We start from the raw sequence: 25712 nt of genomic DNA on the forward strand, positions 1-25712 counted from the left end.
CTGCGTCAGGCCGCGTTCGGCTCGGCAATCGGCCCGCTGCTGCCGCGCGGCGGCGGCGGCACCGGCTCGACCTTGCCGACCACGACGACGCACAGCCCGCCGGCCACCGCGAGCGGCGCCACGAACGAGCCTGTCGCGATCGACAGCATCACGTCGGTGAAGGTCGTGATGAAGATGCCCGCGAAATTGCCCGCGCAGTTCCGGATGCCGCCGCGCGATGCGACGTGCGCGGGCGTCGGCGCGACCCCCACACGGGCCCCTGTAATGGGGGACGTTCGGCCGTGAGGCCCGCGAATATGCGCGATGTGCGGCTTGTTCCGATTGCGTGACCCTGCGTTTTATGGTCTCGTTGCGGGATATCGCATCGACTCAAAAAAGGACAGTCGGATGCAGGCGGCCGATTCACGCGGGGTCCGATTGATCAGGGGAATCGGCGCATGCGCGCGCGCCCGCGGCGCCGTGCGCATGCTGCTCGTCATATCGATGCTGCGCTGGCTCGCGCCCGCTCTGCCGGCCTTCGCCGTCTCTCCCGAAACCGTCAACGACAACGTGCTGCGCGTGCTGGCCTGGCCCGGTTACGCGGATAGCGATATCGTCAGCGCATTCGAGACGCAGTTTCATGTGCGCGTCGAAGTGACGCTGGTCGATTCCGACGAAGCGCTGTGGACGCGGATGCACAGCGCGTCGCCGCCGCCGTACGACGTGCTGGCCGCGAACACGGCCGAGATCCAGCGCTATGCGCATGAACGCCTGCTCGCGCCGATCGACCTGACGCATATCCCGAACCGGCGGCGGCAATTGCCGAATTTCCAGCAGCTCGCGACGATCGGCGGCCTCGTGCAGGACGGCGCGTCCTACGCGATCCCGTTCACGTATTCGTCGATGGGGCTGATCTACGACCGCAAGCAGGTGCCGGCCGCGCCGCGCTCGATGCGCGAGTTGTGGAACCCGCGCTATCGCGGCAAGGTGCTCGACTTCAACAGCGCGCAGCACAATTTCTCGTTCACGGCGCTGGCGCTCGGCTATCCCGATCCGTTCCGCCTGTCGCCCGCGCAGACGCTTGCCGTGGCCCGCAAGCTGATCGACTTGCGCCGCAACCTGCTGACGTACTACACGCTTCCCGAGGAAGCGACCGCGCTGTTCATCCAGCATCGCGCGGCGCTGATGTTCGGCAACTACGGCACGCAGCAGGTCGAGCAGTTGCGTCGCGCCGGCGCGGACGTCGGCTACGTGATCCCGGACGAAGGCGCGCTCGCGTGGCTCGATTGCTGGGCCGTCACGCGAGGCGCGCGACGGCCGGAGCTTGCCTTCGCGTGGATCAACTACATGCTCGAACCGGCGATCGGCACGCTGCTGACCGAGCGTCAGGGGCTCGCGAACACGCTCGAGCCGCGCGGCCTGGATACCGGGCGCCAGCATCTCGTGTGGCTTCAGCCGGTGGAGGACATCGCGCGCCGCGAGTCGCTGTGGAGCCGCATCGTGTCGGGCGATCGGCCGGAGCGGTTCGCAAAATGATCCGGCTCGGGCTCACGTCGAAGCTGTCGGTGCTGTTCGCGTGCATCGGCGTGATCGCGTCGGGCACGACCGGCTACTACGCGTATCGCGCCAACCGCGCGATGCTCGTGCAGGAAGCGCAGCACAGTCTGCTGATGTCGACGCAACTGCTCGGGCAGCGCTTCACGACCGCGCTCGCCGACGTTGCGGACGACGCGCTCGTGCTCGCGCAGTTGCCGTCGTCCGCGGCCGTCGCGGGCGGCGACAATGCGGACAACGCGCGACGCATGCGGCTCGAGCAGGTGTATTACAGCTTCATGAGAAATCATGCGGAATACCTGCAGATCCGCCTGATCGCGAGCGGGCATTTCGGGATCGAACGCATTCACGTGGATCGCGATGCGCGCGGCATCGTCGTGCTGCCCGAAAGCGCGTTTCAGGAGAAAGGGCAGTTCTCCTACGTATTCGATACGCTCGCGACGGCGCCCGGCCATATCTACCTGTCGCCGATCGTGATCAATCACGAGACGGGATCTCATGCGGCGCAAGGGCTGCCGATCCTGCGCGTCGGGACGCCGGTGGTCGACGCGTCGGGCCAGACGGTCGGCGCGCTCGTCGTCGATGTCGAACTCTCCCGGGTGTTCGACCGGATCGAACGCGATCTGCCGGACGACTATGCGGTTTATCTCGCGAACGAGTGGGGTGATTTTCTCGTGCATCCCGATCCGGAACAGGCGTTCGGTTTCGATCGCGGCCGGCGCGTGCTGATGCAGGACCGTTTTGCCGTCACGCGCGTGCTGTTCGACGGCGGGCGCACGAACGTGACGCTCAATGGACTCGCGCAGCCCGATCAGGCGCCGGGCCAGATGTTCGCGTTCGTGCGCACGCCGTTCGGGCACGACGAGGGCAGCCGCTTCGTCGTGCTCGGGATGGCGCGCCCGCTGGCCGACGTGCTCGCGCCGGACGGCATGCTGGGCGAACGGATCGTCAGGATGGTGCTCGTGTCGAGCGTGCTGGCGGTGATTCTCGCGATCCTGTTCGCGCGTGCGATCACGCGGCCGCTGCAGGCGCTCGCGCGCGCGGCGACGCACGTGTTCGACGATTCGGCTGCCGAACGGCTGCCGGTCGCGCGGGCCGACGAGATCGGCGTGCTCGCGCGTTGTTTCGACAGCATGCGCGTCGAGATCCGCACGCAAATGGCGATGCTGCGTGCGAAGCAGCAGGAGCTCACGCATCTCGCCGGTCACGACCCGCTGACCGGCCTGCCGAATCGCCTGCTGTTCATGGAGCATCTCGATGCGGCGATCCGGCATGCGGCCGCGGCGCGCGAGGGGCTGGCGGTGATGTTCGTCGATCTCGATCGCTTCAAGCAGATCAACGACCAGCACGGCCACTCGGCCGGCGATCGCACGCTCGTCGCGGTCGCGAAGCGGTTGAGCCAGGTGCTGCGCGGCGACGACATGGCTGCACGGCTCGGCGGCGACGAATTCATCGTGCTGATTTCGGACGTGCATTCACCGGCGGTGATCGGCGATGTCGCGACGCGCATCCAGATCGTGATGGCCGAGGAGCTGGAGTTCGACGAAGGGCGCATGGCCGTCGGCGCGAGCATCGGCGTCAGCGAGTTTCCCGCGGACGGCGCATCGGCCGAGGAGCTGCTCGTCAAGGCCGACGCGGCGATGTACGCGGCGAAGGCCTCCCCGCAGTGCGTGTGCGTGCGCTATCAGGATCTGGTCCGCGGCGGCGTGCCCGACGGGACCGACCGTGCCGCATCGAGCAGCAGCGACTGACGGCGGGGCGAAACGCGACGAGCCCGTCGCGGGACGGGCTCGTCACGGATGCGGGCTGCACGCGCAAGGCGCGCAGCGGCACGCTTAGTGGCCGAAGTAGACCGAGTCGCGCGGGCTGTGTGCCCGGCCGACCGGTGCGCCGCCTTCGACGGTCGCGGCCGGTTGCGCACCGTAGCCGCTGTTGTCGATGCTCTGCACGCGGGCTTGCGCGGCCTCGAGGTCGGCCGGGTAGTGCGGGCTCGCCTGGCTGGGCTTGTAGCCGGCCTTTTCGAGCTGGACCAGTTCGTTGCGCACTTGGGCGCGGGTCACGGTGCTTTGCGCGAATGCGCCGAACGAGGCGGACAGGGCGACGGCGGCAACGACTGCGGAAACGAGCGATTTCATGATGACCTCCGATGTTTATTGGCTTTCCGCGTTCGACACCATGTCGTCAGCGGTTGAATACATCGTAGGCGTCGGCTCACCTAGGGTAAACGTGACTTTCAGCGAAAGATCGTTGCTTTACGGGTAATAATTCGACGCAAACGCGATCCGTCCCCATGCTGTATTGCGAGAATGGCAAGCAATCGCGGGAGAAGTGGGGGCGGCGGCTGGGGCCCGCGCCGGACGGTAAACGACGGGGCGAAGAGCTCACGGCGGAACCGCAGGGCTACAGCGCTGCCGGATCAGACCCCGTCGTCGTCGATTTCCTTGCGCTCGCGACGTTCCTCGTTACCGCGGCGCGCGCGCAGGCGCTGGCGCGACAGGACGGCAATCACTTGCTGGGTCGGCGCGCCGGACGGCAGCTCGTTGCGGATGCGATCGGGCACCATCGGCAGGCCCGCGCGCTGTCGGCGCAGCGCCTTGGCGATCGCGCGGCGGCATTCGTCGCCGTGGCAATCCCATTCATCGCGGATTCTCTGGCAATAACGACATTGTTCCATCCGAATAGTCTAACGCGTCTTCGGGAATGGAGCAGGGCGTGGCGCCGGACGGATGACGCGCTGGGCGGTTGACGGCCCGCGGTACAGGCGCGTCGCAGCTTTCGGAACCCCTGCGCGATCCCGCTCGCGCCCGACGTATGACCGTCGAACCGGTTCAATATAATTCAACAGAACTGGCTGCCTCATGCGCGGCGTGCATATCCCCGAACGAAAGGAAATCCGATGACGCTTGCCCAGTTGCAGGCCCTGGCCGCCGTGGTCGAACTCGGCTCGCTGACGGCCGCGGCAGACCGGCTCAGCCGCAGTCAATCCGCGATCAGCCACGCGCTGACGGAGCTGGAGGACATCACGCAGGTCAAGCTGCTCTGGCGCGACCGGCAACCGGTCGTCCTGACGGCGGCCGGCGAACGCCTGTGGCCGTATGTCCAGAGCGTGGTGCGGGAAGCGCAGCTGCTGCGCCAGCAGTTCAGCCTGTCGCGCGGCAAGCTCGAAGGGAAACTGGTGGTCGCATCGCTGCCCAGCGTGTCGCTGGCGTTCGTCGTGCCCGCGCTCGAGGCGTTGAAGGACATGCACCCGGGTGTATCGGCGGTGCTGCTCGAAGGTACGGACAGCGAAGTCGAAGGGTGGATCGACGACGGGACGGCCGACGTCGGCGTGGTGGCCGGCACGAAGACGTTCGCGCACCACCTGCCGCTGCTCGACGAGGATTTCGTCGCGGTCGCGGCAGACGATCTGTTCGCGAGCCGCAAGAGCGTGTCGGCCAGGCAACTGGCCGCGGCGCCGTTCATTTTCTCGAAGGCGGGGTGCGGGCCGGTGATCGCGGATTACTTCGCGCGCGGCGGCGTGCCGCTTCGGGCCGCGTTCAACGTCGTCGAGATGCGCACGATCCTGTCGATGGCGGAGGCCGGCATGGGCGTGTCGATCGTGCCGCGCATCACGCTCACGTACACGCCGTTCGGCGGCCGCGTGCTGGCGCTGTCGCCACGGCTGCATCGCTCCGTGCGACTGGCGTGGAATACCGCCGGCAATGCGGTTGCCGATGAGTTCGTGCGGCTCGTCGACGCGCAGCGTCCGAAGGCCGAAAAGACGATCCGGACGCGCGCGAAAAAGGGCAAATAGCGAGCGGCGAACGCGATGAACGGCGCTCATGGGCGACGTGCAGTTTATTCATGCTGACGATGGCCGGGATGCAATACATTGTTCCTACCTCGTCATCGATCCCGAAGGAGTGTGCCGTGCCGGCCCTGCCCATCCTGTTTGCGTTCGGACTCGTGTCGCTCGGCATGGCGCTGACGCCCGGACCGAACATGATCTATCTGGTGTCGCGCTCGATCTGCCAGGGCCGCCGCGCCGGGCTGGTCTCGCTCGGCGGTGTCGCGCTGGGATTCGTGTTCTACATGGTGTGCGCGGCAGTGGGCATCACCGCGCTGCTGATGACCGTGCCGTATGCGTACGATGCGCTGCGCGCGGCCGGCGCGCTGTATCTGGCCTACCTCGCATGGCAGGCGCTGAAGCCGGGCGGGCGCTCCGCGTTCCAGGTCCGGCAGTTGCCGCACGACAGTCGCGTCAGGCTGTTCATCATGGGCTTCGTCACGAACCTCGCGAACCCGAAGATCGCGGTGATGTATCTGTCGTTGCTGCCGCAGTTCATCGTGCGGGGGCACGGCAGCGTGCTCGCGCAATCGCTGGCGCTCGGCTGCGTGCAGATCGCGGTGAGCGTCAGCGTCAACGCGCTGATCGCGTGCGCGGCCGGTTCGATCGCGGGTTTTCTCGCGGGACGGCCGCGCTGGGCGGCGGTTCAGCGCTGGCTGATGGGCACGGTGCTGGCCGGGCTGGCCGTGCGGATCGCGCTGGAATCGTGAAGCTAGCGCGCGTCGATCAATGGTTCCGGGAATCGCCGGCAGCGATCCGGCGTTGTGTCGACGGCACCCGGCATCGTCACCCTTGGCAATTGCTCTTCGCTTCCTTGGCGATCGGCACGGGCTCGGTCGTGTCACGACGCCGTCCGCGCGTCGCGAGCCAGCACAGGATCGAGCCGCCGCACACCATCGACGCGCCTTGCCAGAATTCCGCCGACAGCGGCGCGTGCAGCAGCGTCGCGGCGAGGGCGGCGGCGAGCACCGGCGTGAAGTACGATGCGCCGACGATGACCGTCACGTTGCCGTGCATGATGCCGGTGTTCCAGGCCGCATAGCCGAAGCCGAGTGCCGACGCCGCCAGCACGAGATACGCGACCGCACGCAAACTGAACGTCATGCCGCCACCGCCTTCGATCGCGAACTTGATCCAGAGCACCGCGGCGACCAGCATGAAGAACGGCGTGACGCCGTTCTTGCCGTCGGCGATGCGCGCGGTCACCGTGCAATAGGCGGCCCAGATCAGCGCGCCGAAGAACGCCAGCCCGTAGCTCAGCGGATTGTCCGCGACGTTGCGCAGCATGCCGGCCGGATCGAGCCCCTGGTCGCCGCCGAGCACCCAGCAGATGCCGAGCATCGACAGCAGGACGCCGGGCACGACCAGCAGGTTCGCGCGCTGCTTGTTGAACACGATGGCGGCGACGAGCGTGAGGCTCGGCCACAGATAGTTGACCATCGCGACTTCGATCGCTTGTCGAGCGTTGCTCGCATAGCCGATCGACAACGACAGGCACACCTCGTACGACACGAACAGCAGCCCGCCCCACAGCAGATAGTTTTTCGGGAACCGGCTCAGGTCGGGGAAGCCGATCGAAAACAGCAGAAGCACGGACGCCACCGTATAGATCATCGCCGCGCCGCCGGTCGCGCCGAGGTTTTCGCTGACCCCGCGCACGAGCGCGACCACCGACGCCCATAACAGCACCGCGCCGAGCCCGACGAGCGTTGCGTTGTTCTTGCGTTTGATGTTTGCTGCCTGTTTCAACATGCTGATTCGATTTCGGATGATTCGGGTCGGCTCGCGCATGCCGTCATCGCGAGCAGCGATACAAAACGGAGATTTCGCCGGAAGCGCGCATTTTACGGGGGCGCAGCCGTCGCGGCGATTCAGCCGGACCGGCGTGTCCGGTCGATTCGGTCGTGCGAGCCGATCACGCGTCGTCGATACGCCACGGTGCACCGATTTCCGACAGCGCACGTCCGATCGAATCGAGCATCGCGTTCCGCGTCGGGCCCAGCGTCGTGACAAGGAGGAAACCGGCTGCTTCGATCGACAGATCGATGAGCGGCCAGCCGTTGGCCGCATCGCGAATTTCAAGCCGTCGTTCGTGTGGATCGACGTCGATGTCGACGTCGCCATGCGCTTGTCGCAGCACATTGGCGATGGCGTCGAATGCGTCGGCCGAAGGGGGCGTGCGAATGCGGTATTCGAAACTCATCTGCGTGGACCGGTGTGCGAGGCGGGCAGTCTAACCCGCGCCGTGCTTCCCGTCCGTCGACTGTAACGCATCGGGCGCCCACCGCAGCGGGCGCCCGATGCGTCGATCACCGCTCGCGCCGCTTCTTGCTCAGCTCGATCGTCTCGAACAGCTCGTATTGCGCGGTCGGGTGCTGGTCGGCGCCCGGCGCGTGGTAGTAGCGCATCGTGATCGTCGTGTGGCCGCCCGGCTTGCCCGGATCGTGATCGAACACCGCGATCCCGTAGCCGGTGCCCGTATCGCGGCGCGCGGACCAGATCGCATCCTCGAGCGCATCGGCCGGCTGGCGCACGAACGTGTTCGGCGCGGTGCCCCGCACCGGCCGGTTCGGCTTCGTGAATACCTTCGCCTGCGCAAAGCCGGTCGACGGGTTTTCGCCGTACACGTCGAGCGGCGCGCTGGTGCCGCCGCCGCCGAGGATCAGGTGGATCGTGCCGTGGCTCGTGTCGAACTTCGTGCGGTCGGGATCGTTCGAGCCGACCGGGCGCGGCTGCAGCGTCTCGACCACTTCGCCGGTCTTCGCGTCGACGCCCGCGCGGTGATTGCAGCCGCGCACCGGGTAGCTGCGCTCGTAGTCGTGATCGTGGCCGCACAGCACGAGATCGACGCCGTAACGGTCGAACAGTGGCAGCCACGCTTCGCGAATGCCCTTGTCGGACCCGTTGCCCGTCTTCGACGAACTGAGCGCGTCCTGGTGCATCTGCACGACGATCCAGTCGATGTCGTCGTCATGCGCGGCATGGCGCAGCGTGCGCTCGAGCCAGCGCGTCTGCTCGCCGTTGCTGTAGCCGCGCACGTAGAACGACGTGCCGGGCTCGATCGGCGGTCGGCCGGTGCTCGCGGCCGGCACGAGCGGCGCGGGGCCGCCGACGAACGCGGCGGCATCCTGGTACACGACGTCGTCTGCGTCGAGCGACACGAACAGCACGGAGCTCACGCGGAAGCTGTACCAGCGGCCCGGAAAGTGCGTGCCGTTTTCCGGCAGCGTATAGCGCGCGAGGTACGAGTCGAGCCCTTGCGGGCCGTTGTTGAACTCGATCTCGTGATTGCCGGGGCACGGCATCCACGGGCGATTCGCGGCCGACGTCTGGTTGTTGTTGCCGAAATCGCGCCACACGTCGGGCTGGTGCGCCGGGTTCAGGTTCGCGTAGCAGAGGTCGCCGTTCAGCAGGTGAAACAGCGGCTGGAACTGCTCGACGGCCTGCACCGCGAAGCGGCTCTGCGGCGACGACAGGACCCACGCACCGTTCGGCGTCGCGAGGTCGCCGTAGCTCGTGAAACGGAACGGCGCCCGGCCGCGCGGCGCGGTCGAAAAATTCGCGGAGAACGGCTGTGCGGCGTTGCTGTCGTTGTCGGCCGTGATTTCGTAGCGGTAGCGTGTGTCGGGCTTCAGCCCGTGCACGCGCGCGTGATACGCAAACACGGTCTCGCCGTTCAGGCCGTCGGTGTACAGGCGCTGGACGCCGTGCACGGTGCGCGGCGGCTCGCCGTCGGCGACGATGCGCGCGCGCGGATTGACGGCCGCGGCGAGCGATGCCCACGAGATCACGACTTCGGACGTCGGGTCGTTGCCCCACGTCAGGTGAACCTGTTCGGGCGTGCCGTCCGGATTCGACGCGGCAGCGCGGGCGACCGCGAGCCCGCCGGCGGCGGTTGCGAGGCCGGAGACGCCCGCGAGTTTCAGGAAGCCGCGACGCGACACGGAAGCGGCCGGCTCGTTCGGCTGATCAGGGGAGGTGTCCTGGTTCGACATGGTCGGTGTGTTCGTTGATGGGACGCGAGAGGGGAGCCGCACGGCCATGCGCGAGCGCGGCCGGGGCGTGGGCCGGAAACGAGCGGGATCCCGGTCGCATGCATTGTCGAAGGGCAGTTTTGCCGCGTTGTGACAGTTCGCAACCCGGCGTGTGCGCTGGCCGATACATAGGGTCCCGCGCCGCGCGGCCTCCGCGAAAATTATTCGCCGATGTCGCGACGGATTTCTCCCGCCTGCTCCGTTTAACGCATGAACGACCGCTTCCGGTCAATCCCATTACTTCGGAGTCTTTCATGAAACTTTCTGTTCCATTGCGATGGGCTGCCGGCTGCATGGCTGCGTTCGCGACGTCCGCCGTATTCGCGCAGGCCGTCATCGTCGCGCCTTTTGCGCCGCCGCCGCCGCGCGTCGAAGTGATGCCGGCGCCCCGGGCGGGCTACGTCTGGGACCAAGGGCACTGGCACTGGCGGCAGGGCCGTTACGTGTGGATTCCGGGCCACTGGCAGATCGTGCGGGTCGGTTACCACTGGGTGCCCGGGCATTGGGCGGCGCGCGGCCCGGCCTGGCGCTGGGTGCCGGGCCACTGGGCCTGACGGGCCCTGACGTGCACGCCGCCGCGCGTCGAAGCGATGCGCGCGCGGCGGATTCTTCATGCAACATCATGAGTCGAAGCGATGCTTTTTCGAACCATCGTGATACTGGCGGCCGCGGCCCTCGTGCTGGCCGGCTGCGTCGTGGTGCCGGCCCGTCCGGTGTATTACCGGCCCGCGCCGGTCGTCGTATATTGAGCGCGCCGGCCGACGGTCGCGCGGCCGGCAGACAGGATCGACATGCGGCGTGAACCGGATGTCGATGAAACCGGCACGGCCGATGCCGTGTGCGACGCCTGGCGCGACGCGCGCGGAGATCCCGAACCATCGGAACCGTCGGCATGGCGCCGTCCGGCGATGGCCCGACGCATGCAAGGAGAGCACGACGATGAGCTTCAGCCGGGCGGCGGGTCCTTCTGCCGTGACAATGCGGCGCCCGCGCGCCGCGCAACGGAGCAGGCGGCGTTGAACGATCGCGGCGACCGCGATCCGGACGCGGAACTCGTCGCGCGCGTCGGCGCACGCGATGCATCGGCGGTGCGCGTGCTTGTCGCACGCAAGCTGCCGCGGCTGCTCGCATTGGCGACGCGCATGCTCGGCGACCGGAACGAAGCCGAGGACGTCGCGCAGGAGACGTTCTTGCGAATCTGGAACCAGGCGCCGCGCTGGCGTGAAGGCGAAGCCCGCTTCGACACGTGGCTGCATCGCGTCGTGCTGAACCTGTGCTACGACCGGTTGCGCAGCCGGCGCGAGGAGCCCGGCGACACGCTGCCCGACGTGCCCGACACGCAGCCGGAGCCGGCCGTGCATGCGGAACTGCGTTCGCGCGACGCGCGCGTGCGGCAGGCGCTGGCCGCGTTGCCGCCGAGGCAGCGGGAAGCGCTGGTGCTCCAGTACTATCAGGAAATGTCGAATGGGGAAGCGGCCAACCTGATGGGCATCACCGTCGATGCGCTGGAAAGCCTGCTCGCCCGTGCGCGGCGCAACCTGCGCGCGCAACTGGCCGGCGACCCACCTAGCGAGGACAAGCGATGACACCCGAACGATTTCGTACCATCGTCGCCGCGTATGGCTCGGACGCGCGGCGTTGGCCGCAAGCCGAACGCGCGGCGGCCGAAGCGTGGGCGCACGCGCATCCGCGCGACGCACTGAACGCGCTCGACGAGGCCGCCGAGCTCGACGCGTGGCTGATGCAGGATACGGTGGCGCCGCCCGCGCCGGCGCTGGTCGAACGTATCGTCGCGACGGCGCCGCCGCCGCAACGCGCGCGCCGCCGCGGCCGCGTGTGGTGGTCGGGCGCCGCGTTCGCAGGCGTCGGGCTGGCCGGCGCGCTGGCCGGTGCGGTGGCCGTGTCGATGCTGATGCTCGGCAGCGCGCCGATCGCGCAACACGAACCGGGCTACCTGACGACGACGTTCGGCGGCCCGAGCATCGACGGAGCCGACGAATGACCGAACGCGGCTGGAAATTCACCCTCATCGGCTCGGTCGTGCTGAACGTGTTCATGCTCGGTGCGATCGGCGGCGGCGCGTATCAGTGGTTCTCGACCCATCGCGACCTGCACGCGGCCGGCACGCCCGCATCGCGCACCGCGTTGCGTTTCGCCGCGGATGAATTGCCCGATGCGCGGCAGCGCGAGTTCGCCGCCGCGCTGAAGGCGGCGCGCAAGAGCGGCCGCGATTTCGCGCGGGAAGGGCGCGACGGCCGGATCACCGTGCTCGACCTGCTCGCGGCGCCGCAACTCGATCGGGCGGCGATCGATGCGGCGCTCGACCGCACGCGCGCGGCCGACACCGCGATGCGGGCGCAGATCGAGCGCAGCGTCGTCGATTTCGCGGCGACGCTGACGCCCGACGAGCGCGTGAAGTTCGTCGACGGCTTGCAGCACAGCGGAAACTGGCGTCTGCCGCCGAGGCTGCAGAAGAAGCCGGACGCATCGGCGAGCGAGTAAGCCGAATAAACACCGCGCGCGCGGGCGGCATGCAATCTGCGTGTTGCTCGCGCGTCATGCGTGTGCCGCTTCCGATGAATCGCGCGGTCGTTATCCATCGACGACGCACGCCGCCGCGCTGCGAGACTTTCGCCCGCCGTTTCCCCGATCACAAAAAATATTTCCCTTCCCGCGACGGATTTCTTGGTGTGCTTGCGTTGAACGTAAGTACGCACCGCAAGAGAGCCCGTCATGGACCACCCGAACGACGCCACACCGGCCGCGATCGCGCTGAACCGCTTCGGTCTCGGCGCGCGCGCCGACGAAGCCCCGCCCGCCGACCCGAAGGCCGCATTGCTCGCCCAGTTCGACCGCTACGACGCAGGGCCCGCCCCATGGGCGAGCGAGCCGGACGCGATCATGCTCGCCACGCGCTTCGCGAACACCCGCAACGCGATGACGAGCGACGACCCGGCCGCCAAGCGCGCAACCGAGCAATCGATTCGCCGCGACGGCTACGACGCGTATCGCAGCGCCGTCGCCGCGCGCATGAACAGCGCGCTGACTACGTCCGCGCCTTTTGTCGAGCGTCTCGTGCATTTCTGGGCGAACCATTTCGCGGTATCGGTCGACAAGGGGCAGGTGGCCGCGTACGCGGGCGCGTTCGAGCGCGACGCGATCCGCCCGCACGTGCTCGGCCGTTTCGAGGACATGCTCGTCGCCGTCGAGCAGCATCCCGCGATGCAGGTGTTCCTCGACCAGGCGCGCTCGGTCGGCCCCGACAGCCCGGCCGCGCTGCGCGCGCAGGCACGCAATCCGTCGGCGAAGCGCGGGCTCAACGAAAACCTCGCCCGCGAGATCATGGAACTGCATACGCTCGGCGTGCGCACCGGTTACACGCAAGCCGACGTGACGGAATTCGCGCGTGCGCTGACCGGCTGGAGCATCGCCGGCGGCCGCGGGCCGCAACCGGGCGATGCGGCGCCCGGCGCATTCGTGTTTCGCGCGAATCTGCACGAACCGGGTTCACGCACGGTGATGGGCCGCACCTACGATCAACCGGGCGAAGCGCAGGGGCGCGCGGTCCTGCACGACCTCGCGCGATCGGAGGCGACGGGCCGGCACATCGCGTTCCAGCTCGCCCGTCATTTCGTCGCCGACACGCCGCCGCCCGCGCTGACCGACCGGCTCGCGCGCGCATTCGACGCGAGCGGCGGCGACCTGCCGACCGTCTATCGCGCGCTGGTCAATGCGCCCGACGCGTGGTCGCCGGTCAACCGCAAGTTCAAGACGCCGTGGGAATGGGCCGTATCGTCGCTGCGCGGGCTCGGCTGGCGCGACACAGCTGATCTCAAGGCCGCGCCGCTGCTCGCGCAGCTCGGCCAGCCGGTGTGGCGCCCGGGCTCGCCGGCCGGCTACGACGACGTCGCCGCGAGCTGGGCGGCGCCCGACGCGCTCGTGCGCCGCGTCGAGATCGCGCAGCGTCTGGCCGCGCGTACGGGCGACCGGCTCGATCCGCGCACGCTGGGCAACACGCTGCTCGCCGGTTCGATGAGCGCGCCGACCGCGACCGCGGTCGCGCGCGCCGAAAGCGCGACGACCTCGCTCGCGCTGCTGCTCGTGTCGCCCGATTTCCAACGGAGATGACCATGACACTGTCCCGCCGACAATTCCTCCGCGTGGCCGCCGCCGGCGCGGGCGCGATCCTCGTCGCGCCGCGGATCGTGTTCGCGAACGTCGAGACCGACCGGCGCTTCGTGTTCGTGATCCAGCGCGGCGCAGCCGACGGCCTGAACATCGTCGTCCCGTATGCGGAGCCCGCGTATGCGTCGCTGCGCGGCCCGCTCGCGATCGACGCGGCGGCCGCGACGCGACTCGACGGCACGTTCGCGCTGCATCCGTCGCTCGCGCGGACCGCGCAGTTGTACCGAGACGGGCAGGCGCTGTTCGTCCATGCGATTGCGTCGCCGTATCGCGACCGCTCGCATTTCGACGGCCAGAACGTGCTCGAAACGGGCGGCCGCGCGCCGTACCAGGTGAAGGACGGCTGGCTGAACCGGCTCGCCGCGCTGCTGCCGGCGACGCGCGACAACGCGATCGCATTCGCGCCCACCGTGCCGCTCGCGCTGCGCGGCACGGTGCAGGCCGCGTCGTATGCGCCGTCCGGTTTGCCGGCCGCGCCGGACGATCTGCTCACCCGCGTGTCGGCGCTCTACGAAGCCGACGCGCAGCTCGGCCCGTTGTGGCAATCCGCGATGGAAGCACGCGGCCTCGCCGGCGACGCGCATGCACGGCAGGACCCGGCCGGCGTCGGCAAGCTCGCCGCGACGTTTCTCGCGCGCGACGACGGGCCGCGGATCGCGATGATCGAGACGGGCGGCTGGGATACCCATAGCGCGCAGAACGCGCGGCTCGCGAATCAGTTGAAGGCGCTCGACACGATGCTCGCCGCGCTGCGCGACGGCCTTGGACCTGCGTGGCAGCAGACCACGGTGCTGGTCGCGACCGAGTTCGGCCGCACGGCCGCGGTGAACGGCACGGGCGGCACCGACCACGGGCAGGCGTCGGTCGCGATGCTCGCGGGCGGCGCGGTTGCCGGCGGGCGCGTGATCGCGGACTGGCCGGGGCTGCGGCCGGGCGACCTGTACGAAGGGCGTGACCTGAAACCGACCGCGTCGCTCGACGCGCTGATCGCGGGCGCGGCCGCCGACAGCCTGCGGCTCGATCCGCGCCGCACCGCGTCCGCGTTATTTGCGGAAAGCGGCGCGACACGGCCGATGAGCGGCCTGATTCGTGGGGTCGCGTAACGTGGCGCATGCCGCGCGCGGCCCGATCAACCTATTACACAACACGGAGAATCGACATTGAAGATCCAATCCGTTTCGCTGGCCGTGCTGGTGAGTGCGAGTGCCATGCTGATGTCCGCCTGCGTAGTCGAGCCCGTGCGGCCGCCGCAGCCCGCGCCCGTCGTCGAGGTGGCGCCGCCGTCGCCCGCACCCGGCTATCGCTGGGCGAAGGGGCATTACCGGTGGGCCGGCAATCACTGGGCGTGGGTGCCGGGGCATTGGGTGGCCGTGTACTGACACGGCAAGCGCATCGACGTGCTGCTGTGCGGCGAGATCGACGTGCCGGCCACGAGCGATCGTGCGAAGTGCCGCAGCAACGGCGGTCTCGGCGGGCTCGACCTCGTACGCTGAGCGGCGCAACGCAGCCTAGGGCGTGTTCACGCCCTAGTCCCACCCGATCCGGTGCTTCTCCTCCGTCTCGCGATGGCGCCAGTCGTCGTCCGCGTGAAGATACTGGCTCGTCGTCGTGAGCGATACATGGCCGAGGTTGTCGCGCACGAGCCGCAGGTCGACGCGGCCGTCGGCCATGTGCGAGCCCGCGCTGTGACGCAACCAGTGCGCGGATGCCTGTTCGAGCACGCGCGCCGCCTGCTCGCCGGCCTCGCCATTCGCACGTAGCCGGTCGGCCGCGTGCCGGAACACCTGCTTCACGATCCGGTGCAGCGCCGCACGCGTGAGCGGCTTGCGCGTCTGGCCGACCGGCAGCACGAGCGGCGTCGGTTCGCCGTCGAGCGGCAGTGCGGGCAGGCCGTGCGCATGCCGGTAGCGCGACAGCTCGGCCATCATCTCGTCGGTGGCCGGCACGAGCCGCTGCCGGCCGCCTTTGCCCGTCACGTCGAGCCACCAGCGCGCGTGCCCGTTCGCGTCGCGCCGGCAGAAAAATTGCCCCATCGTCGTATCGGCCGCTTCGGTGATGCGCAGCCCGCCGAGATACAGCAGCGTGAAGAGCCACCGCGCGCGATCCGCATGGAAGCATGCGCGTGCATCGTCGCGCGGCATCGCGGCGATCGCATCCTTCACCGATTGCCACAACGGCTGCCCGAGATGGCGCGTGACGCGCGGCGCGGGCCGGCGCTGCCGCTGACGCGACAACGCGAGCGGGTTGCCGGCCAGATAGCCGGCCTGCACGAGCCACGAGAACATCACGTTCAGGATCACCAGCGCCTGCCGCTGGCTCGCTGCCGACAGCGGCCCGTAGAACGGCCGCCAGCGCGGATCGTCGCGCGGATGCTTGCGGCCGCCGTTCGCGCACCATAGCTCGGCCGGCGCGGGCGCGAGCAGGAACTGCCGGTAGACGACGAGATCCTCGTGCGTGAGCGACGACAGCGGCTTGCCGCATGCGATCACGGCCCACAGCAGCAGGCGTTCGGCTTCCTTGCGGTAGTTCTGGAGCGTGGTCGGCGTATCGACGAAGCGCGCGAGCCACGCACGCACGGCGTCGAGGTCGTTGGTCGCGGCGATCTGCGGATGCGCGCTGCCCGACCGATTGGTGCCTGAGCGTCCGTCGAGCGCGGCCGGCACGGTCAGCGTATCGATCGGCAGCGGGCGGAGTGCAGTGTCGGGCGAAGCGGATGCGGTCATGCGAAGGAAACGCGCTGCGCGAATCGCACGGGCGTGGCCGGGCGCACGACCGCAGCGCACGAAAGCGTATCGGGAAGCGCCGATGGTACACGATCACCATACGGTGAAGCCGCCGTCGACGGCGATCGCCCGGCCGGTGACGAAGCGCGCGGCGGAACCGGAACACGGTAACGTATCGGCTCGCACGCGACATCCGATAAACGACGGCAGTCGAGCACGTTCAGTAAGGTGTTTGTGAACCTTCTCACCGGGCGGTTCGTCTAATTGGCCCTCCAACGCTCGCAGAGGCATACCAGATGATTCACAAGATTCGAACGCTGCTCGGCGCGGCCGTCATTGCCGGCAGCACGCTCGTCGCCGGATGCCAGACCGACGCCGCTGCCATCGCGCCGAGCGCGGCGCGCCCGGCCGACGGCACGCCCGTGACGAAGACGGTCTATGTCGCGCCGCAGTCCGCGCGCTGCACGGGCGTCGCGCCGATGGAGTGCCTGCAGGTGCGCAGCAGCCCGAGCGAGCCGTGGAGCCTGTGGTATGCGGGAATCGAAGGGTTCGCGTACCAGCCCGGCTACCTGTACACGCTCGAAGTCGACGAATACCGCGTCGCGCGGCCGCCGGCCGACGGTTCGTCGATCCGCTGGGTGCTCAAGCGCGTCGTCGAGCGCAGCCAGGTGAACTGACGGCCGCGATCACGCGGAAGGGCGCGCCGCCGCACCGGCCGGCGGCGCGGCCGTATCGATCCGCCGGAACACGACCGACGACAGCAGCGTCACCGCGCCCATGCACGCGAACGACAGCATGAACCCGTGCGCCATCGAGCCCCGATAGGCAGCGAACAGGTTGACGAGCCCGCCGCCGATCGACACGCCCAGCCCCATCGCGAGCATCTGCATCATCGTGAACAGGCTGTTGCCGCTGCCGGCATCGGCATGCGACAGCCCCTTGAGCGTCACGCCGTTCATCGCGGCGAACTGCATCGAATTCGCCGCGCCGAACACGATCAGCAGCACGCCTTCCAGAACAGGCGCGGGCCGCGCCGACACCAGCGCGAACCCCGCGATCGCGAAGCCGACGATCCCCGTATTCACGACCAGAAACGCCGCATAGCCGAAGCGCTTCACGAGCGGCGCGATCCAGCGTTTCGCGACGACGCCCGCGATCGCGGCCGGCAGCATCATCAGCCCGGATTGCAGCGGCGTATAGCCGAGCTGCACCTGCATCAGCAGCGGCAGCAGGAACGGCACCGAACTCGTGCCGATCCGGCACAGCAGGTTGCCGAGCAGCCCCGAGCCGAAGTTCGGCTCGCGGAACAGCCCCAGCCGGAACAGCGGCTGAGTGCGGCGCCGCGCGTGGGGCAGGTACGCCAGCGCGCTCGCCAGCCCGAGCCCGGCGAGCCCGGTCGCCCACGCGGTGCGGTGCGCGGACATCGGCGGGTCGATCGCGAGCGACAGCGCGATCATCGCGGCCGACAGCAGCGCACAGCCGACGAAGTCGAACGGCGGCGGCTGCGTCGCCTGGTCGTGCGGCAGGTAGCGTTGCACCGCGATGAAGCCGATCACGCCGACCGGCACGTTGACGATGAACACCCAGTGCCACGAAATCGCCTGCGTGAGCCAGCCGCCGAGCGTCGGCCCGACGATCGGGCCGAGTTGGCCGGCGATCGACACGAACGCGATCGCCGCGACGTACTGCTCGCCCGGCACGCGGCGCAGCACGGCGAGCCGCCCGATCGGCAGCAGCATCGAGCCGCCGATGCCCTGCACGGCGCGCGCGACGACGAGCTGGCCGAGCGTGTGCGACGCCGCGCAGCCGATCGACGCGACCACGAACACGAGGATCGCGACCGAGAACACGCGGCGCGTGCCGAACCGGTCGGCGAGCCAGCCGGAGGCCGGCGTGAGCATCGCCATCGTCAGCGTGTAGACGACCACGACGGGCTGCATCGCGAGCGGCGACGCATGCAGGCTTTGGGCGATCGACGGTAGTGCGGTGTTGACGATCGTCGTATCGAGCGACTGCATGAAGAACGCCGCGGCGACGATCCAGAGCAGCGCGGAATGTGTGGGTTCGCGGGACATGGTGAAATCGGTGGTACGGAAGACGGGCGCCGGCGCGGGGTCGCGCGGCGGCCGCCGGGCCTCAAGCGCTCGATGGTACCGATTCCGCCGGTCATCGGGAAGCGGTCTCGCCGACCGCATCGAGGGCATGTTCGTCGTCGGCGGGACGCTGCTCGACGTGGCGCAGGCGCGTTTGCGCGGTCGCGCGGCGTGCCGCGCGTGCGTCGTGGCGCTTGGCGATGAACGGATGCTCGACATAGCGGTAAGTCAGCAGCGAACACAGGACGGCAACCAGCGCGCATGCGAGCGCGAGCGCCCAGATGCCGGAATCGCCAGCCGAATTGATCGGGAAAACGAACTTGTTGAACGCATGAATGATCATGTACACGATCACCATGTGGATCATGTAGATACTGAAACTGGCGGTGCCGAGCAGCGCGAGCGGCCGGGTGTCGAGCAGGCCGTAGAACGTGTTCCCGCTGGCGATGCAGAGAAACACCGGGAGCAGCGGCAGCGCGCCTTCGATCGAATAGCGTTCGGCCGGGGACGGCGACATCGCGAGGATCAGCACCGCGACGGTCGCCGCCGGTTTCGTCGCGAGCCGCGCGCGGATCGCGGGATGCCGCGACACCTCGTAGGCCACCGCGCCGAGCGCGAACAGCAGCGCCATGCCGCCGGGCGGCCCGAACAGCGCCGCGCACGCCGTGACGATCGCGAGCGCGAGCAGCTTGCGCCACGCACGCGTGGCGACGAACCAGGCGAGAAACGGAACGGCGACGTAGAACCGCCATTCGTAGGCGAGCGTCCACCAGACGCCGCTCAGATACGGCGTCCGCTCCGCTCCGTTGATCGGGAACGCGCCGAACCAGCCGAGCGAAACGGTCTTGAGCAGGTCGGCCAGCAACTGCGTCGGTGCGCCGACGGCGTTGCGGGGAAACCAGTAAAGCGTGCAGACGACGATGACGGCCGCGTAAAACAGATAGAGCGGCGCGACGCGTCGCACGCGTCCGACGAAGAAGGTCCGCACGTCGAGCGCGCCTCGGCATGCGCGTTCCCAGAACAATAGCCCGGTGACCATGAAGAACATCGCGACGGGAATCGTGCCGAGATTGCGCAGGAAATCGGTGCCGGCACCCCAGACGCCGGTCGACAGCAACGCCTGGTTGCACGCGAAATGATGGAAGACCACGGAGACGGCCAGCAGGCCGCGGAAACCGTCGAGATTGCGATAGCGCATCGACAGCGACTTGTCGACGGCCGACCGGTAGAACGGCACGTGTCGCGCGACGAGCCACGCGATGATCGCCACGGCCGCAACGCATGCCGGGAAGTAGAGTTTGTCGGGTGTCGGGGAGAACAGGGTTTCCAGAGAGGGCGTAACAAAGTCCACTGAAGAGCGTCTCGTGTCTTGGATCGGGATGTCAGGCACGGATGGTCGGATGGTCCGCGTCGATGCAAGGTCTTCTGCGCGCTTCGCACGGCTTTCGATCGCCGGTCTTGTGATCCGATGGTATCAAACGATTGCGAGCGTCGCGGGCGATGTGGCGGCCCGTTGTGCAACACGATGTTTCAGGGCGAATCGATGCGGGCGCGTACTCGTCGTGCTGGTCGCCTGCGGGGCTCGCCTCGCAAATCCTGTTCCTCGCCGGTCGGACATTCGTCGTCGTCAATGGCACGCGACTGGCCATTCGGCCGGCTTCCCCGTCGTCCGGCGCGGGCTTACCTTGAGCGACAGCAGTTCGATGCGTCGGGCCAGCGGCGGAAGAAGGGCGGATTCCTGCCGTCCGCTGCCGCTGGTCTACGCCGACCCGGGATCCGTCCGGTCCTGAAGGTGATAGCAATGCTTGCAATTTACCTTCATGGCGCTATCATTGCTAGCAAATCTGGATGGAGGTACTCATGGCAAATCTTCTGGTGCGTAACGTGGATGACACTATCGTTCAAAGCCTGCGCGAGCAGGCCGCGGCTAATGGCAGGAGCGCCGAGGCCGAACATCGAGCCATTCTGGCCGAAGCGCTCGGCCGACCGAAGCGGCGCACATTCGCGCAAGTGCTGATGAGCATGCCGGAGGTGGGCGAAGACGCGGATTTCCAACGTGTTCAGGATTCAGGCGAGGTCAGGCGTGTTTTTGATTGATACGAACGTCATCAGCGAAATCAGGAAGGGCAAGCGAACCAACCGCGGCGTGCGGGCGTTCTTCAGGCAGGCCGAAGCCGAAGCGAGCCCGCTTTACCTGTCCGTCGTGACGGTGGCCGAGCTGCGGCGCGGCGTCGACCTGATCCGTCATCGCGGCGATCACCCGCAGGCGTCGGCGCTCGAGGCCTGGATGGCGATGATCGTGTCCGGCTATGCGCCGAACATCCTACCGGTCGATATCGAGATCAGCCAGATGTGGGGGCATTTGCGCGTGCCCGATCCGACGCACGAACTCGACAAGCTGATCGCGGCCACCGCACTGATCAATGATCTGACGGTCGTCACGCGCAACGTCGACGATTTCGCTCGCACCGGCGTTCGGTTGTTGAATCCGTTCGACTAGCGCCGGGGGCGGGCTCGATGCCGCGTGCGACGCATTCGCTGTTCGCGCCGGGCACCATGGCGCTGTAGACCGACATGCTGGGCTTCGTGGTGGTGATACGAATCGGAGCCGCAGTAAAAGCGGGCGGTCAGCAAAGAATGAGGGATGCATTCAAACGGGTTGTGTCGACTCAAAACCTCCGTCATGGAACGCGTCCGAAGCGCTCTTGCTTGTGCGCCGCATCAAAATAACTTGACGAAACGTCCGGTACCGCGTAGTGTCCGAGACCGAAGTCATCAAGAAGTCCGATTGCTCATCATTGGCCGTACACCGTGCGGCAGTCGTTGGTCTCTCCCTCTTTGATTCTTTCTGTGCCCGTCGCGGGCGCATGTTCAATTATTTGTATTAAGGAAGTATTTGTGGATACCGGTACCGTCAAGTGGTTCAACGAAACCAAGGGCTTTGGTTTCATTTCCCCGGACAACGGCGGCGACGATCTGTTCGCCCATTTCTCCGAAATTCGCGGCACGGGCTTCAAGACCCTGGCCGAAGGCCAGAAGGTCAGCTTCGAAGTGAAGCGCGGCCCGAAGGGTCTGCAAGCGTCGAACATCACGCCGCAGTAAGCCGCATCGGCAGCGGTCGCCAAGCGGCGGCCGATGCCGGATGGAGTATCGCGCGGGCGCCGCATGACGGCGGCCTGTGCGTTCCGATGCGCACGACCGATGCATCGCGACATTCACGATGCATCGGTCGTGACGCCTCCCTCATCGCATGCGTGAACCGCATGCGACGCAACGCCCTCGCGAAGCGCACGTCGTTTCGCGAGCGCATCACCGCTTCAACGCATCAACCCGAGCAGACCGCCGCCATGCCGTAGCTGGCGCGGTCCCGACTTGCGCGGCGCTGCTGGCGCCGCAGCCACCGACCGCCCGAACGTCGCAACGCGCCGGGCTCCGATCGCAAGACAGGCCCGAGGCCCGTCTGAACGAACCGATCCCGGCTGCCTGCCGGCCGCCGTCCCGTTTGCGGGAGCGGCGCCGGGCAGTTGCCGCGGCCGCGGTCAATCACCTTGTCTGGAGGAATTGGTTTGGCAAAAGAAGAACTGCTGGAACTGGACGGAATCGTCGACGAAGTGCTGCCGGACAGCAAATACCGTGTCACGCTGGAAAACGGCGTCGTGGTCGGCGCGTACGCGTCGGGCCGCATGCGCAAGAACCACATCCGCATTCTCGCGGGCGATCGCGTGACGCTGGAACTGTCGGTGTACGATCTCACCAAGGGCCGCATCAACTTCCGGCACAAGGACGCGAATTCCCCGCGTCCGCCGCGAAGCGGGCAGCCGCGCCGCTAAGCGGCCAGGACCGGTGCGCAGCAACGCGCACCGATCGCCAACTGTCCGGCCCCGTGGCCGGACGAACCGGATGAACGGCGCACGGTGCGCCGTTCGTCGGTCGCCAGCGGCGCCATCGCGCCGCGGCGGCTACTTCTACCTCTCCCGCCTTTGCCGGCGCCGCGCGTGTTCCTCGCTCAGGCGGCCGCGTCCCGCAGGAAATCCTCGATCGCCATCGCGAAATACAGCGAACATTCCGGCATCGGTTAATGCCCGCCATTCGGTATCGTCACGAGCCGCGCGTTCGGATCGCATGCGACAAACGTCGCCTGCATCGCTGAAACCGCACGGGCCGACGACCGACCGTGCACGCTGCGACGCCGTTCGCCCGCGGCTTTACGCGCGGGCTGGCGTGGCAGTACATCGAGGAACTGATGCCGGCGCTGCTGCAGAGACGCGCCGAGCACCGGACGCGCAAGTGTGGCGGGAAGCATCGTCGAGCGAAGGGCGAGCATGCAGCTGACGCGTCATGCGGCCCGCTGCACGCTGACTGCCGATACCATTGCGCCCGTCAGTTGAACCACCGCGCCGGCGAACATCGCCACGCGCAGGCTGGCCGCGCCGCCGTGCGCGGCTGCGAACGCCGTGCCGAGCACCGCGATCCCGAGCGTCGCGCCGGTCATGCGTGCGACGTTGACGAGTGCGCTCGCGGTGCCCGAGCGCGCGGCGTCGACCGCGCCCACCGCGACGGTCATCAAAGGACCCGTCGCGACCCCCATCCCGAGCCCCGTCAATGCGAGCCCGATCTCCGCGCCGAGCAGACTCGACGAACCGGCCGATGCGCCGATCGCGGCGAGTCCGCTCGCGATCACCACGACGCCGCCGGCCGTCGCCGCCCGCGTGCCGACGCGCTCCGACAACCGCCCGGAGCACGGCGACACGGCGACGAACAGGAGCGCCATCGGCAGCAATGCGAGGCCCGCGCCGGTCGAATCGAGGCGGCCGGTGCTCTGCCACGTCAGCGGCAGCAGGAACAGCACGCCATACATCCCGAACGTCATGCCGGTGGTCGCCGCGATCGCGCTGCGAAACGCGCTGATCCGGAAAATGTCGAGCGGCACCAGCGCGGATTCGCCGTGGCGGCGCTCGATCGCGACGAACGCAACGAACGACGCAACCGCGATGCAACCGGCGACCGCACATGCGACCGGCGCCTCGCGGAACACGATCGCCGCATACGCGAGCGCGCCGAGCGCGAGTGCGCCCGTGACTTGCGCCGCGCCGTCGAAATGCCGGCCGTGCGGATCGGACGACTCGGGCACGGCCGGGATCGCGAGCAGCATCGCGGCGATGCTCAGCGGCACGACGACGAAAAAGATGCTGCGCCAGCCGAAATGCCGGATCAGCACGCCGCCGAGCGTCGGCCCGATCGCCATCGCCACGCCGTTGCACGCGGCCCAGATGCCGAGCGCGCGGCCGCGTTCCACCGGGTCGCGCCACACGACCCGCACGATCGCGAGCGACGCCGGCAGCAACAACGCCGCGCCGACGCCGGCCAGCGCGCGTGCGGCGATCAGCACCGACACCGACGGCGCGAGTGCGCACAGCAGCGACGCGATGGTGAAGACGGCCGTGCCCGCCAGGAAGACGCGGCGGCGGCCGTACAGGTCGGCGAGCAGTCCGCCGGTCAGCAACAGCACCGCGTACGTGAGGTTGTAGCTGTCGACGACCCATTGCAATGCGCCGACACCGGCATGGAAATAGGCGCTGATCGCGCGTGTGGCGAGATTGACGACGGCCGTGTCGACCTGGGCGACGAGTACGGCGAGGCACAACGTGAGCAGGGTCACGCCGCGGCGTTCGAGGGCATGGTCGGCGCGTTCTCCGGTATGGGCCATGGCGACGTTCCTCGGCAGGCGATCGTGCGACCTTAAGCGTGGCCTGCTGCCAGCGTGATGTCAGCAGGCGTGTGCATCAGGCAAGGGCAGCGGGCGACGCAAGCGTCATGCCCGCATGCATGCGCGGGCCGGCACGTCCCGCGCCCGCGGCAGCTTGAGCAGCACGTCGGCGTTCATGTCCTACAGGCTGCCGGCGAGCCGCTGACGGGTCCTGTTCGACGGGAATGTCGCATGCCGGCATCCCGCACTTCGGTTCCGCGCGCGTCACGAACAGCAGGAACGACGAGCGGGCGCCCGCATGGCCTAGCGGTAGCGCATCGCGGTCGAGGCGGGTCGGCGCGTCCAATGATCGGCCCGACGAGATCGCCGGCGGCGTTCGGAATCGCGAGCACGTCAACGTCTGTGTCGATCCTCACCCGATTGCATGCCACGTCGAACAGTTCCAGTGGCATTGTTGTCCGCGTACTGCGGCAGGGCGTCGCGGAGCCCATCGACTTCCACGAATACCGATGCGCACTTGCCGTCGAGCACACGGCCGGTTCTTCAGCGAATTCCTCGACGTTCTTGAGCGCGACCGGATCGATCGAGCGCGACGACACCGTTGCGACGATTCCGCCGTGCGGCGCGACCGCTGCATGCGCGATGCCGCGTACACCAGCGGTCGACACCGGATCGATTGCGTCACGCATCGCCATTGGCTTAAGATCGTCGGGAGACCATCCCACGACCATCCCACGCCTTCAGCGTCAATGAAAAAGAGCCTAAGCCTGCGGGTCGCCGTCATCGCGTCGGCGGTTGCCGTGTACAGCATCTACATGCACGTCCAGCAGTTGATCAGCGGCTGCATGTGGGTCAGGGGCCATCAGCGCTGCAGCTTCGAAAACAGCACGAATTTCCAGGGCTGGATGGATCTGGACCTGATGATCACTTGTTGCTGGGTCGCCGCGGCGGTGGTCGGGTGGATTTCCGTTGCGCAGGGCACGAAGAAACCGGGTTAGCCACGTCATGCAGGTGCTGCCCGATTGAACGGGCACGAAATACCGCTCGACCCGGATCGAATCCGTCAATCCGTGACAACGCGCATTCGCTGACGAGTGGAGACGGTGCGCTCGATGCATTCGCGCCCCAAACGAACGCTGATTCCGCTGCCGGCGGACGAGATCATGCTGATCTCCGGCGACAGGCGTTGCATCGCGCGCTGCGCGAGGGGAGGTTCCCGTGCAATTTCCAGCAGGATCGGTGGTCGCGCTCAGCTCGGCCGCGGCGACGATGTTCTCGATCGGCATGCTGTTTCTCGGCTACTGGGGATGGCACGAAGCATTGCCCTGGCGGTTCGGCGACTACGTCGTGATCGTTCCCGCGCTGGCCGGGTTCGCGTGCCTCGCCAGCGTGCCGTTTCTCGCGACGTCGCCGATGAAAACGCCCGACGACGAGTCGCGAATGTTCGTCGCGCGACGCGTGTTTCTGTGCGGCGCGAGCGCGGTGTGGTGTGCAATCGTCGTGTCGCTGTTCGTGTGAGAACGGGGTGACCGGACGGTTGCCGGCACAACCGCGCGAACCCATCCCGAAACGTCTTACGTGAGGCCGAAACCCGCGGTTTTCATGCTGTCG

General features: G+C 68.0%; 30 protein-coding genes and 1 pseudogene. 19 read left to right on the forward strand and 12 right to left on the reverse strand.

What is annotated here, in order from left to right; all coding sequences use genetic code 11:
• Positions 1–5 precede the first annotated feature (5 nt).
• Positions 6–245, reverse strand: a pseudogene (locus J8I33_RS00955) (MFS transporter); the annotation flags it as partial.
• A gap of 142 nt (positions 246–387) precedes the next feature.
• Here J8I33_RS00955 and J8I33_RS00960 point away from each other — a divergent pair.
• Entirely contained in the window at positions 388–1515 is a 1128-nt protein-coding gene (locus tag J8I33_RS00960) for an extracellular solute-binding protein (protein WP_209928464.1), read from the forward strand.
• Positions 1512–3284 (forward strand): GGDEF domain-containing protein, encoded by a 1773-nt coding sequence (locus tag J8I33_RS00965; RefSeq protein WP_209932636.1) that lies wholly within the window; start codon positions 1512–1514, stop codon positions 3282–3284. The genes J8I33_RS00960 and J8I33_RS00965 overlap by 4 nt, the downstream gene beginning before the upstream one ends.
• Before the next feature lie 84 nt (positions 3285–3368).
• Here the strand turns inward: J8I33_RS00965 and J8I33_RS00970 are convergent, their stop codons facing one another.
• Together J8I33_RS00970 and J8I33_RS00975 are read right to left on the reverse strand one after the other, a co-directional pair.
• Entirely contained in the window at positions 3369–3668 is a 300-nt protein-coding gene (locus tag J8I33_RS00970; protein ID WP_209932638.1) for a DUF4148 domain-containing protein, read from the reverse strand.
• 281 nt (positions 3669–3949) lie between these two features.
• Positions 3950–4207 (reverse strand): hypothetical protein, encoded by a 258-nt coding sequence (locus tag J8I33_RS00975; protein ID WP_006478949.1) that lies wholly within the window; start codon positions 4205–4207, stop codon positions 3950–3952.
• A 222-nt stretch (positions 4208–4429) separates the two neighbouring features.
• On the opposite strand from J8I33_RS00975, the gene J8I33_RS00980 reads away from it, so the two are divergent.
• Complete coding sequence (locus J8I33_RS00980; RefSeq protein ID WP_050012712.1) at positions 4430–5326, forward strand: LysR family transcriptional regulator; 897 nt, start codon at positions 4430–4432, stop codon at positions 5324–5326.
• A gap of 116 nt (positions 5327–5442) precedes the next feature.
• The gene (locus tag J8I33_RS00985) at positions 5443–6069 is read left to right on the forward strand and encodes a LysE family translocator (RefSeq protein ID WP_124554889.1); all 627 of its coding nucleotides are present in this window, start codon (positions 5443–5445) and stop codon (positions 6067–6069) included.
• 76 nt (positions 6070–6145) lie between these two features.
• On the opposite strand, the gene yddG is transcribed toward J8I33_RS00985, so the two are convergent.
• The 3 genes from yddG to J8I33_RS01000 form a co-directional block, all read right to left on the reverse strand.
• Entirely contained in the window at positions 6146–7090 is a 945-nt protein-coding gene (yddG, locus tag J8I33_RS00990; RefSeq protein WP_148093451.1) for an aromatic amino acid DMT transporter YddG, read from the reverse strand.
• Positions 7091–7274: 184 nt separating this feature from the next.
• The gene (locus J8I33_RS00995) at positions 7275–7562 is read right to left on the reverse strand and encodes a hypothetical protein (RefSeq protein ID WP_209932640.1); all 288 of its coding nucleotides are present in this window, start codon (positions 7560–7562) and stop codon (positions 7275–7277) included.
• Positions 7563–7668: 106 nt separating this feature from the next.
• Complete coding sequence (locus tag J8I33_RS01000) at positions 7669–9354, reverse strand: fibronectin type III domain-containing protein (protein WP_209932643.1); 1686 nt, start codon at positions 9352–9354, stop codon at positions 7669–7671.
• A gap of 293 nt (positions 9355–9647) precedes the next feature.
• Between J8I33_RS01000 and J8I33_RS01005 the strand changes: the two genes are divergently transcribed.
• The 7 genes from J8I33_RS01005 to J8I33_RS01035 all read left to right on the forward strand — a co-directional run bounded on the left by J8I33_RS01005 (position 9648) and on the right by J8I33_RS01035 (position 14957).
• The gene (locus J8I33_RS01005) at positions 9648–9947 is read left to right on the forward strand and encodes a YXWGXW repeat-containing protein (protein WP_050012707.1); all 300 of its coding nucleotides are present in this window, start codon (positions 9648–9650) and stop codon (positions 9945–9947) included.
• A gap of 237 nt (positions 9948–10184) precedes the next feature.
• The gene (locus J8I33_RS01010) at positions 10185–10979 is read left to right on the forward strand and encodes an RNA polymerase sigma factor (RefSeq protein ID WP_080334195.1); all 795 of its coding nucleotides are present in this window, start codon (positions 10185–10187) and stop codon (positions 10977–10979) included.
• Positions 10976–11395, forward strand: a complete 420-nt coding sequence (locus J8I33_RS01015; RefSeq protein WP_050012706.1) for a hypothetical protein — start codon at positions 10976–10978, stop codon at positions 11393–11395. The genes J8I33_RS01010 and J8I33_RS01015 overlap by 4 nt, the downstream gene beginning before the upstream one ends.
• Positions 11392–11895: a periplasmic heavy metal sensor gene (locus J8I33_RS01020; RefSeq protein WP_050012705.1), complete on the forward strand. Its 504-nt coding sequence runs from the start codon at positions 11392–11394 to the stop codon at positions 11893–11895. Before J8I33_RS01015 ends, J8I33_RS01020 begins: the two co-directional genes overlap by 4 nt.
• Before the next feature lie 231 nt (positions 11896–12126).
• The gene (locus tag J8I33_RS01025) at positions 12127–13521 is read left to right on the forward strand and encodes a DUF1800 domain-containing protein (protein ID WP_209932644.1); all 1395 of its coding nucleotides are present in this window, start codon (positions 12127–12129) and stop codon (positions 13519–13521) included.
• Positions 13518–14681: a DUF1501 domain-containing protein gene (locus J8I33_RS01030; protein WP_176015738.1), complete on the forward strand. Its 1164-nt coding sequence runs from the start codon at positions 13518–13520 to the stop codon at positions 14679–14681. Before J8I33_RS01025 ends, J8I33_RS01030 begins: the two co-directional genes overlap by 4 nt.
• A gap of 57 nt (positions 14682–14738) precedes the next feature.
• A complete protein-coding gene (locus J8I33_RS01035) occupies positions 14739–14957 on the forward strand; it encodes a YXWGXW repeat-containing protein (RefSeq protein ID WP_050012702.1) in 219 nt (72 codons plus the stop codon).
• Positions 14958–15104: 147 nt separating this feature from the next.
• Here the strand turns inward: J8I33_RS01035 and J8I33_RS01040 are convergent, their stop codons facing one another.
• Complete coding sequence (locus J8I33_RS01040) at positions 15105–16301, reverse strand: tyrosine-type recombinase/integrase (protein ID WP_209932646.1); 1197 nt, start codon at positions 16299–16301, stop codon at positions 15105–15107.
• 296 nt (positions 16302–16597) lie between these two features.
• Between J8I33_RS01040 and J8I33_RS01045 the strand changes: the two genes are divergently transcribed.
• Positions 16598–16978: a DUF4377 domain-containing protein gene (locus tag J8I33_RS01045; protein WP_089489398.1), complete on the forward strand. Its 381-nt coding sequence runs from the start codon at positions 16598–16600 to the stop codon at positions 16976–16978.
• A 9-nt stretch (positions 16979–16987) separates the two neighbouring features.
• Here J8I33_RS01045 and J8I33_RS01050 read toward each other — a convergent pair whose 3' ends face one another.
• Entirely contained in the window at positions 16988–18376 is a 1389-nt protein-coding gene (locus J8I33_RS01050) for a DHA2 family efflux MFS transporter permease subunit (RefSeq protein WP_050014114.1), read from the reverse strand.
• Positions 18377–18467: 91 nt separating this feature from the next.
• Positions 18468–19745, reverse strand: coding sequence for an acyltransferase (locus J8I33_RS01055; protein ID WP_244137957.1), 1278 nt, complete (start codon positions 19743–19745; stop codon positions 18468–18470).
• A 509-nt stretch (positions 19746–20254) separates the two neighbouring features.
• On the opposite strand from J8I33_RS01055, the gene J8I33_RS01060 reads away from it, so the two are divergent.
• The 4 genes from J8I33_RS01060 (at position 20255) to infA (ending at position 22224) form a co-directional block, all read left to right on the forward strand.
• Positions 20255–20491, forward strand: coding sequence for a DNA-binding protein (locus J8I33_RS01060; RefSeq protein WP_069618041.1), 237 nt, complete (start codon positions 20255–20257; stop codon positions 20489–20491).
• Positions 20478–20894: a type II toxin-antitoxin system VapC family toxin gene (locus J8I33_RS01065; RefSeq protein ID WP_209932648.1), complete on the forward strand. Its 417-nt coding sequence runs from the start codon at positions 20478–20480 to the stop codon at positions 20892–20894. The genes J8I33_RS01060 and J8I33_RS01065 overlap by 14 nt, the downstream gene beginning before the upstream one ends.
• A gap of 398 nt (positions 20895–21292) precedes the next feature.
• The gene (locus J8I33_RS01070) at positions 21293–21496 is read left to right on the forward strand and encodes a cold-shock protein (protein ID WP_006483056.1); all 204 of its coding nucleotides are present in this window, start codon (positions 21293–21295) and stop codon (positions 21494–21496) included.
• Between the two features lie 464 nt (positions 21497–21960).
• Positions 21961–22224 carry a translation initiation factor IF-1 gene (gene infA, locus J8I33_RS01075; protein WP_006483034.1) on the forward strand — a complete coding sequence of 88 codons (264 nt, stop codon included), beginning with the start codon at positions 21961–21963 and terminating at the stop codon, positions 22222–22224.
• Between the two features lie 245 nt (positions 22225–22469).
• On the opposite strand, the gene J8I33_RS01080 is transcribed toward infA, so the two are convergent.
• Both J8I33_RS01080 and J8I33_RS01085 read right to left on the reverse strand, forming a co-directional pair.
• On the reverse strand, positions 22470–22718 hold the full coding sequence (locus J8I33_RS01080) for a hypothetical protein (RefSeq protein WP_209932650.1): 249 nt from the start codon (positions 22716–22718) through the stop codon (positions 22470–22472).
• A 12-nt stretch (positions 22719–22730) separates the two neighbouring features.
• Positions 22731–24101 (reverse strand): MFS transporter, encoded by a 1371-nt coding sequence (locus J8I33_RS01085; RefSeq protein ID WP_209932652.1) that lies wholly within the window; start codon positions 24099–24101, stop codon positions 22731–22733.
• A 402-nt stretch (positions 24102–24503) separates the two neighbouring features.
• Between J8I33_RS01085 and J8I33_RS34365 the strand changes: the two genes are divergently transcribed.
• Together J8I33_RS34365 and J8I33_RS01095 are read left to right on the forward strand one after the other, a co-directional pair.
• Positions 24504–24854 carry a hypothetical protein gene (locus J8I33_RS34365; protein WP_245171262.1) on the forward strand — a complete coding sequence of 117 codons (351 nt, stop codon included), beginning with the start codon at positions 24504–24506 and terminating at the stop codon, positions 24852–24854.
• Positions 24851–25099 carry a hypothetical protein gene (locus J8I33_RS01095; protein ID WP_050014104.1) on the forward strand — a complete coding sequence of 83 codons (249 nt, stop codon included), beginning with the start codon at positions 24851–24853 and terminating at the stop codon, positions 25097–25099. The genes J8I33_RS34365 and J8I33_RS01095 overlap by 4 nt, the downstream gene beginning before the upstream one ends.
• Before the next feature lie 65 nt (positions 25100–25164).
• On the opposite strand, the gene J8I33_RS34710 is transcribed toward J8I33_RS01095, so the two are convergent.
• A complete protein-coding gene (locus J8I33_RS34710) occupies positions 25165–25293 on the reverse strand; it encodes a hypothetical protein (RefSeq protein ID WP_256975775.1) in 129 nt (42 codons plus the stop codon).
• A gap of 26 nt (positions 25294–25319) precedes the next feature.
• Between J8I33_RS34710 and J8I33_RS01100 the strand changes: the two genes are divergently transcribed.
• A complete protein-coding gene (locus J8I33_RS01100) occupies positions 25320–25619 on the forward strand; it encodes a hypothetical protein (protein WP_050014103.1) in 300 nt (99 codons plus the stop codon).
• The last annotated feature ends 93 nt before the right edge of the window (positions 25620–25712 follow it).

Origin of the sequence: Burkholderia sp. AcTa6-5, from assembly GCF_017815075.1 — a bacterium.
GTDB lineage: Bacteria > Pseudomonadota > Gammaproteobacteria > Burkholderiales > Burkholderiaceae > Burkholderia > Burkholderia sola.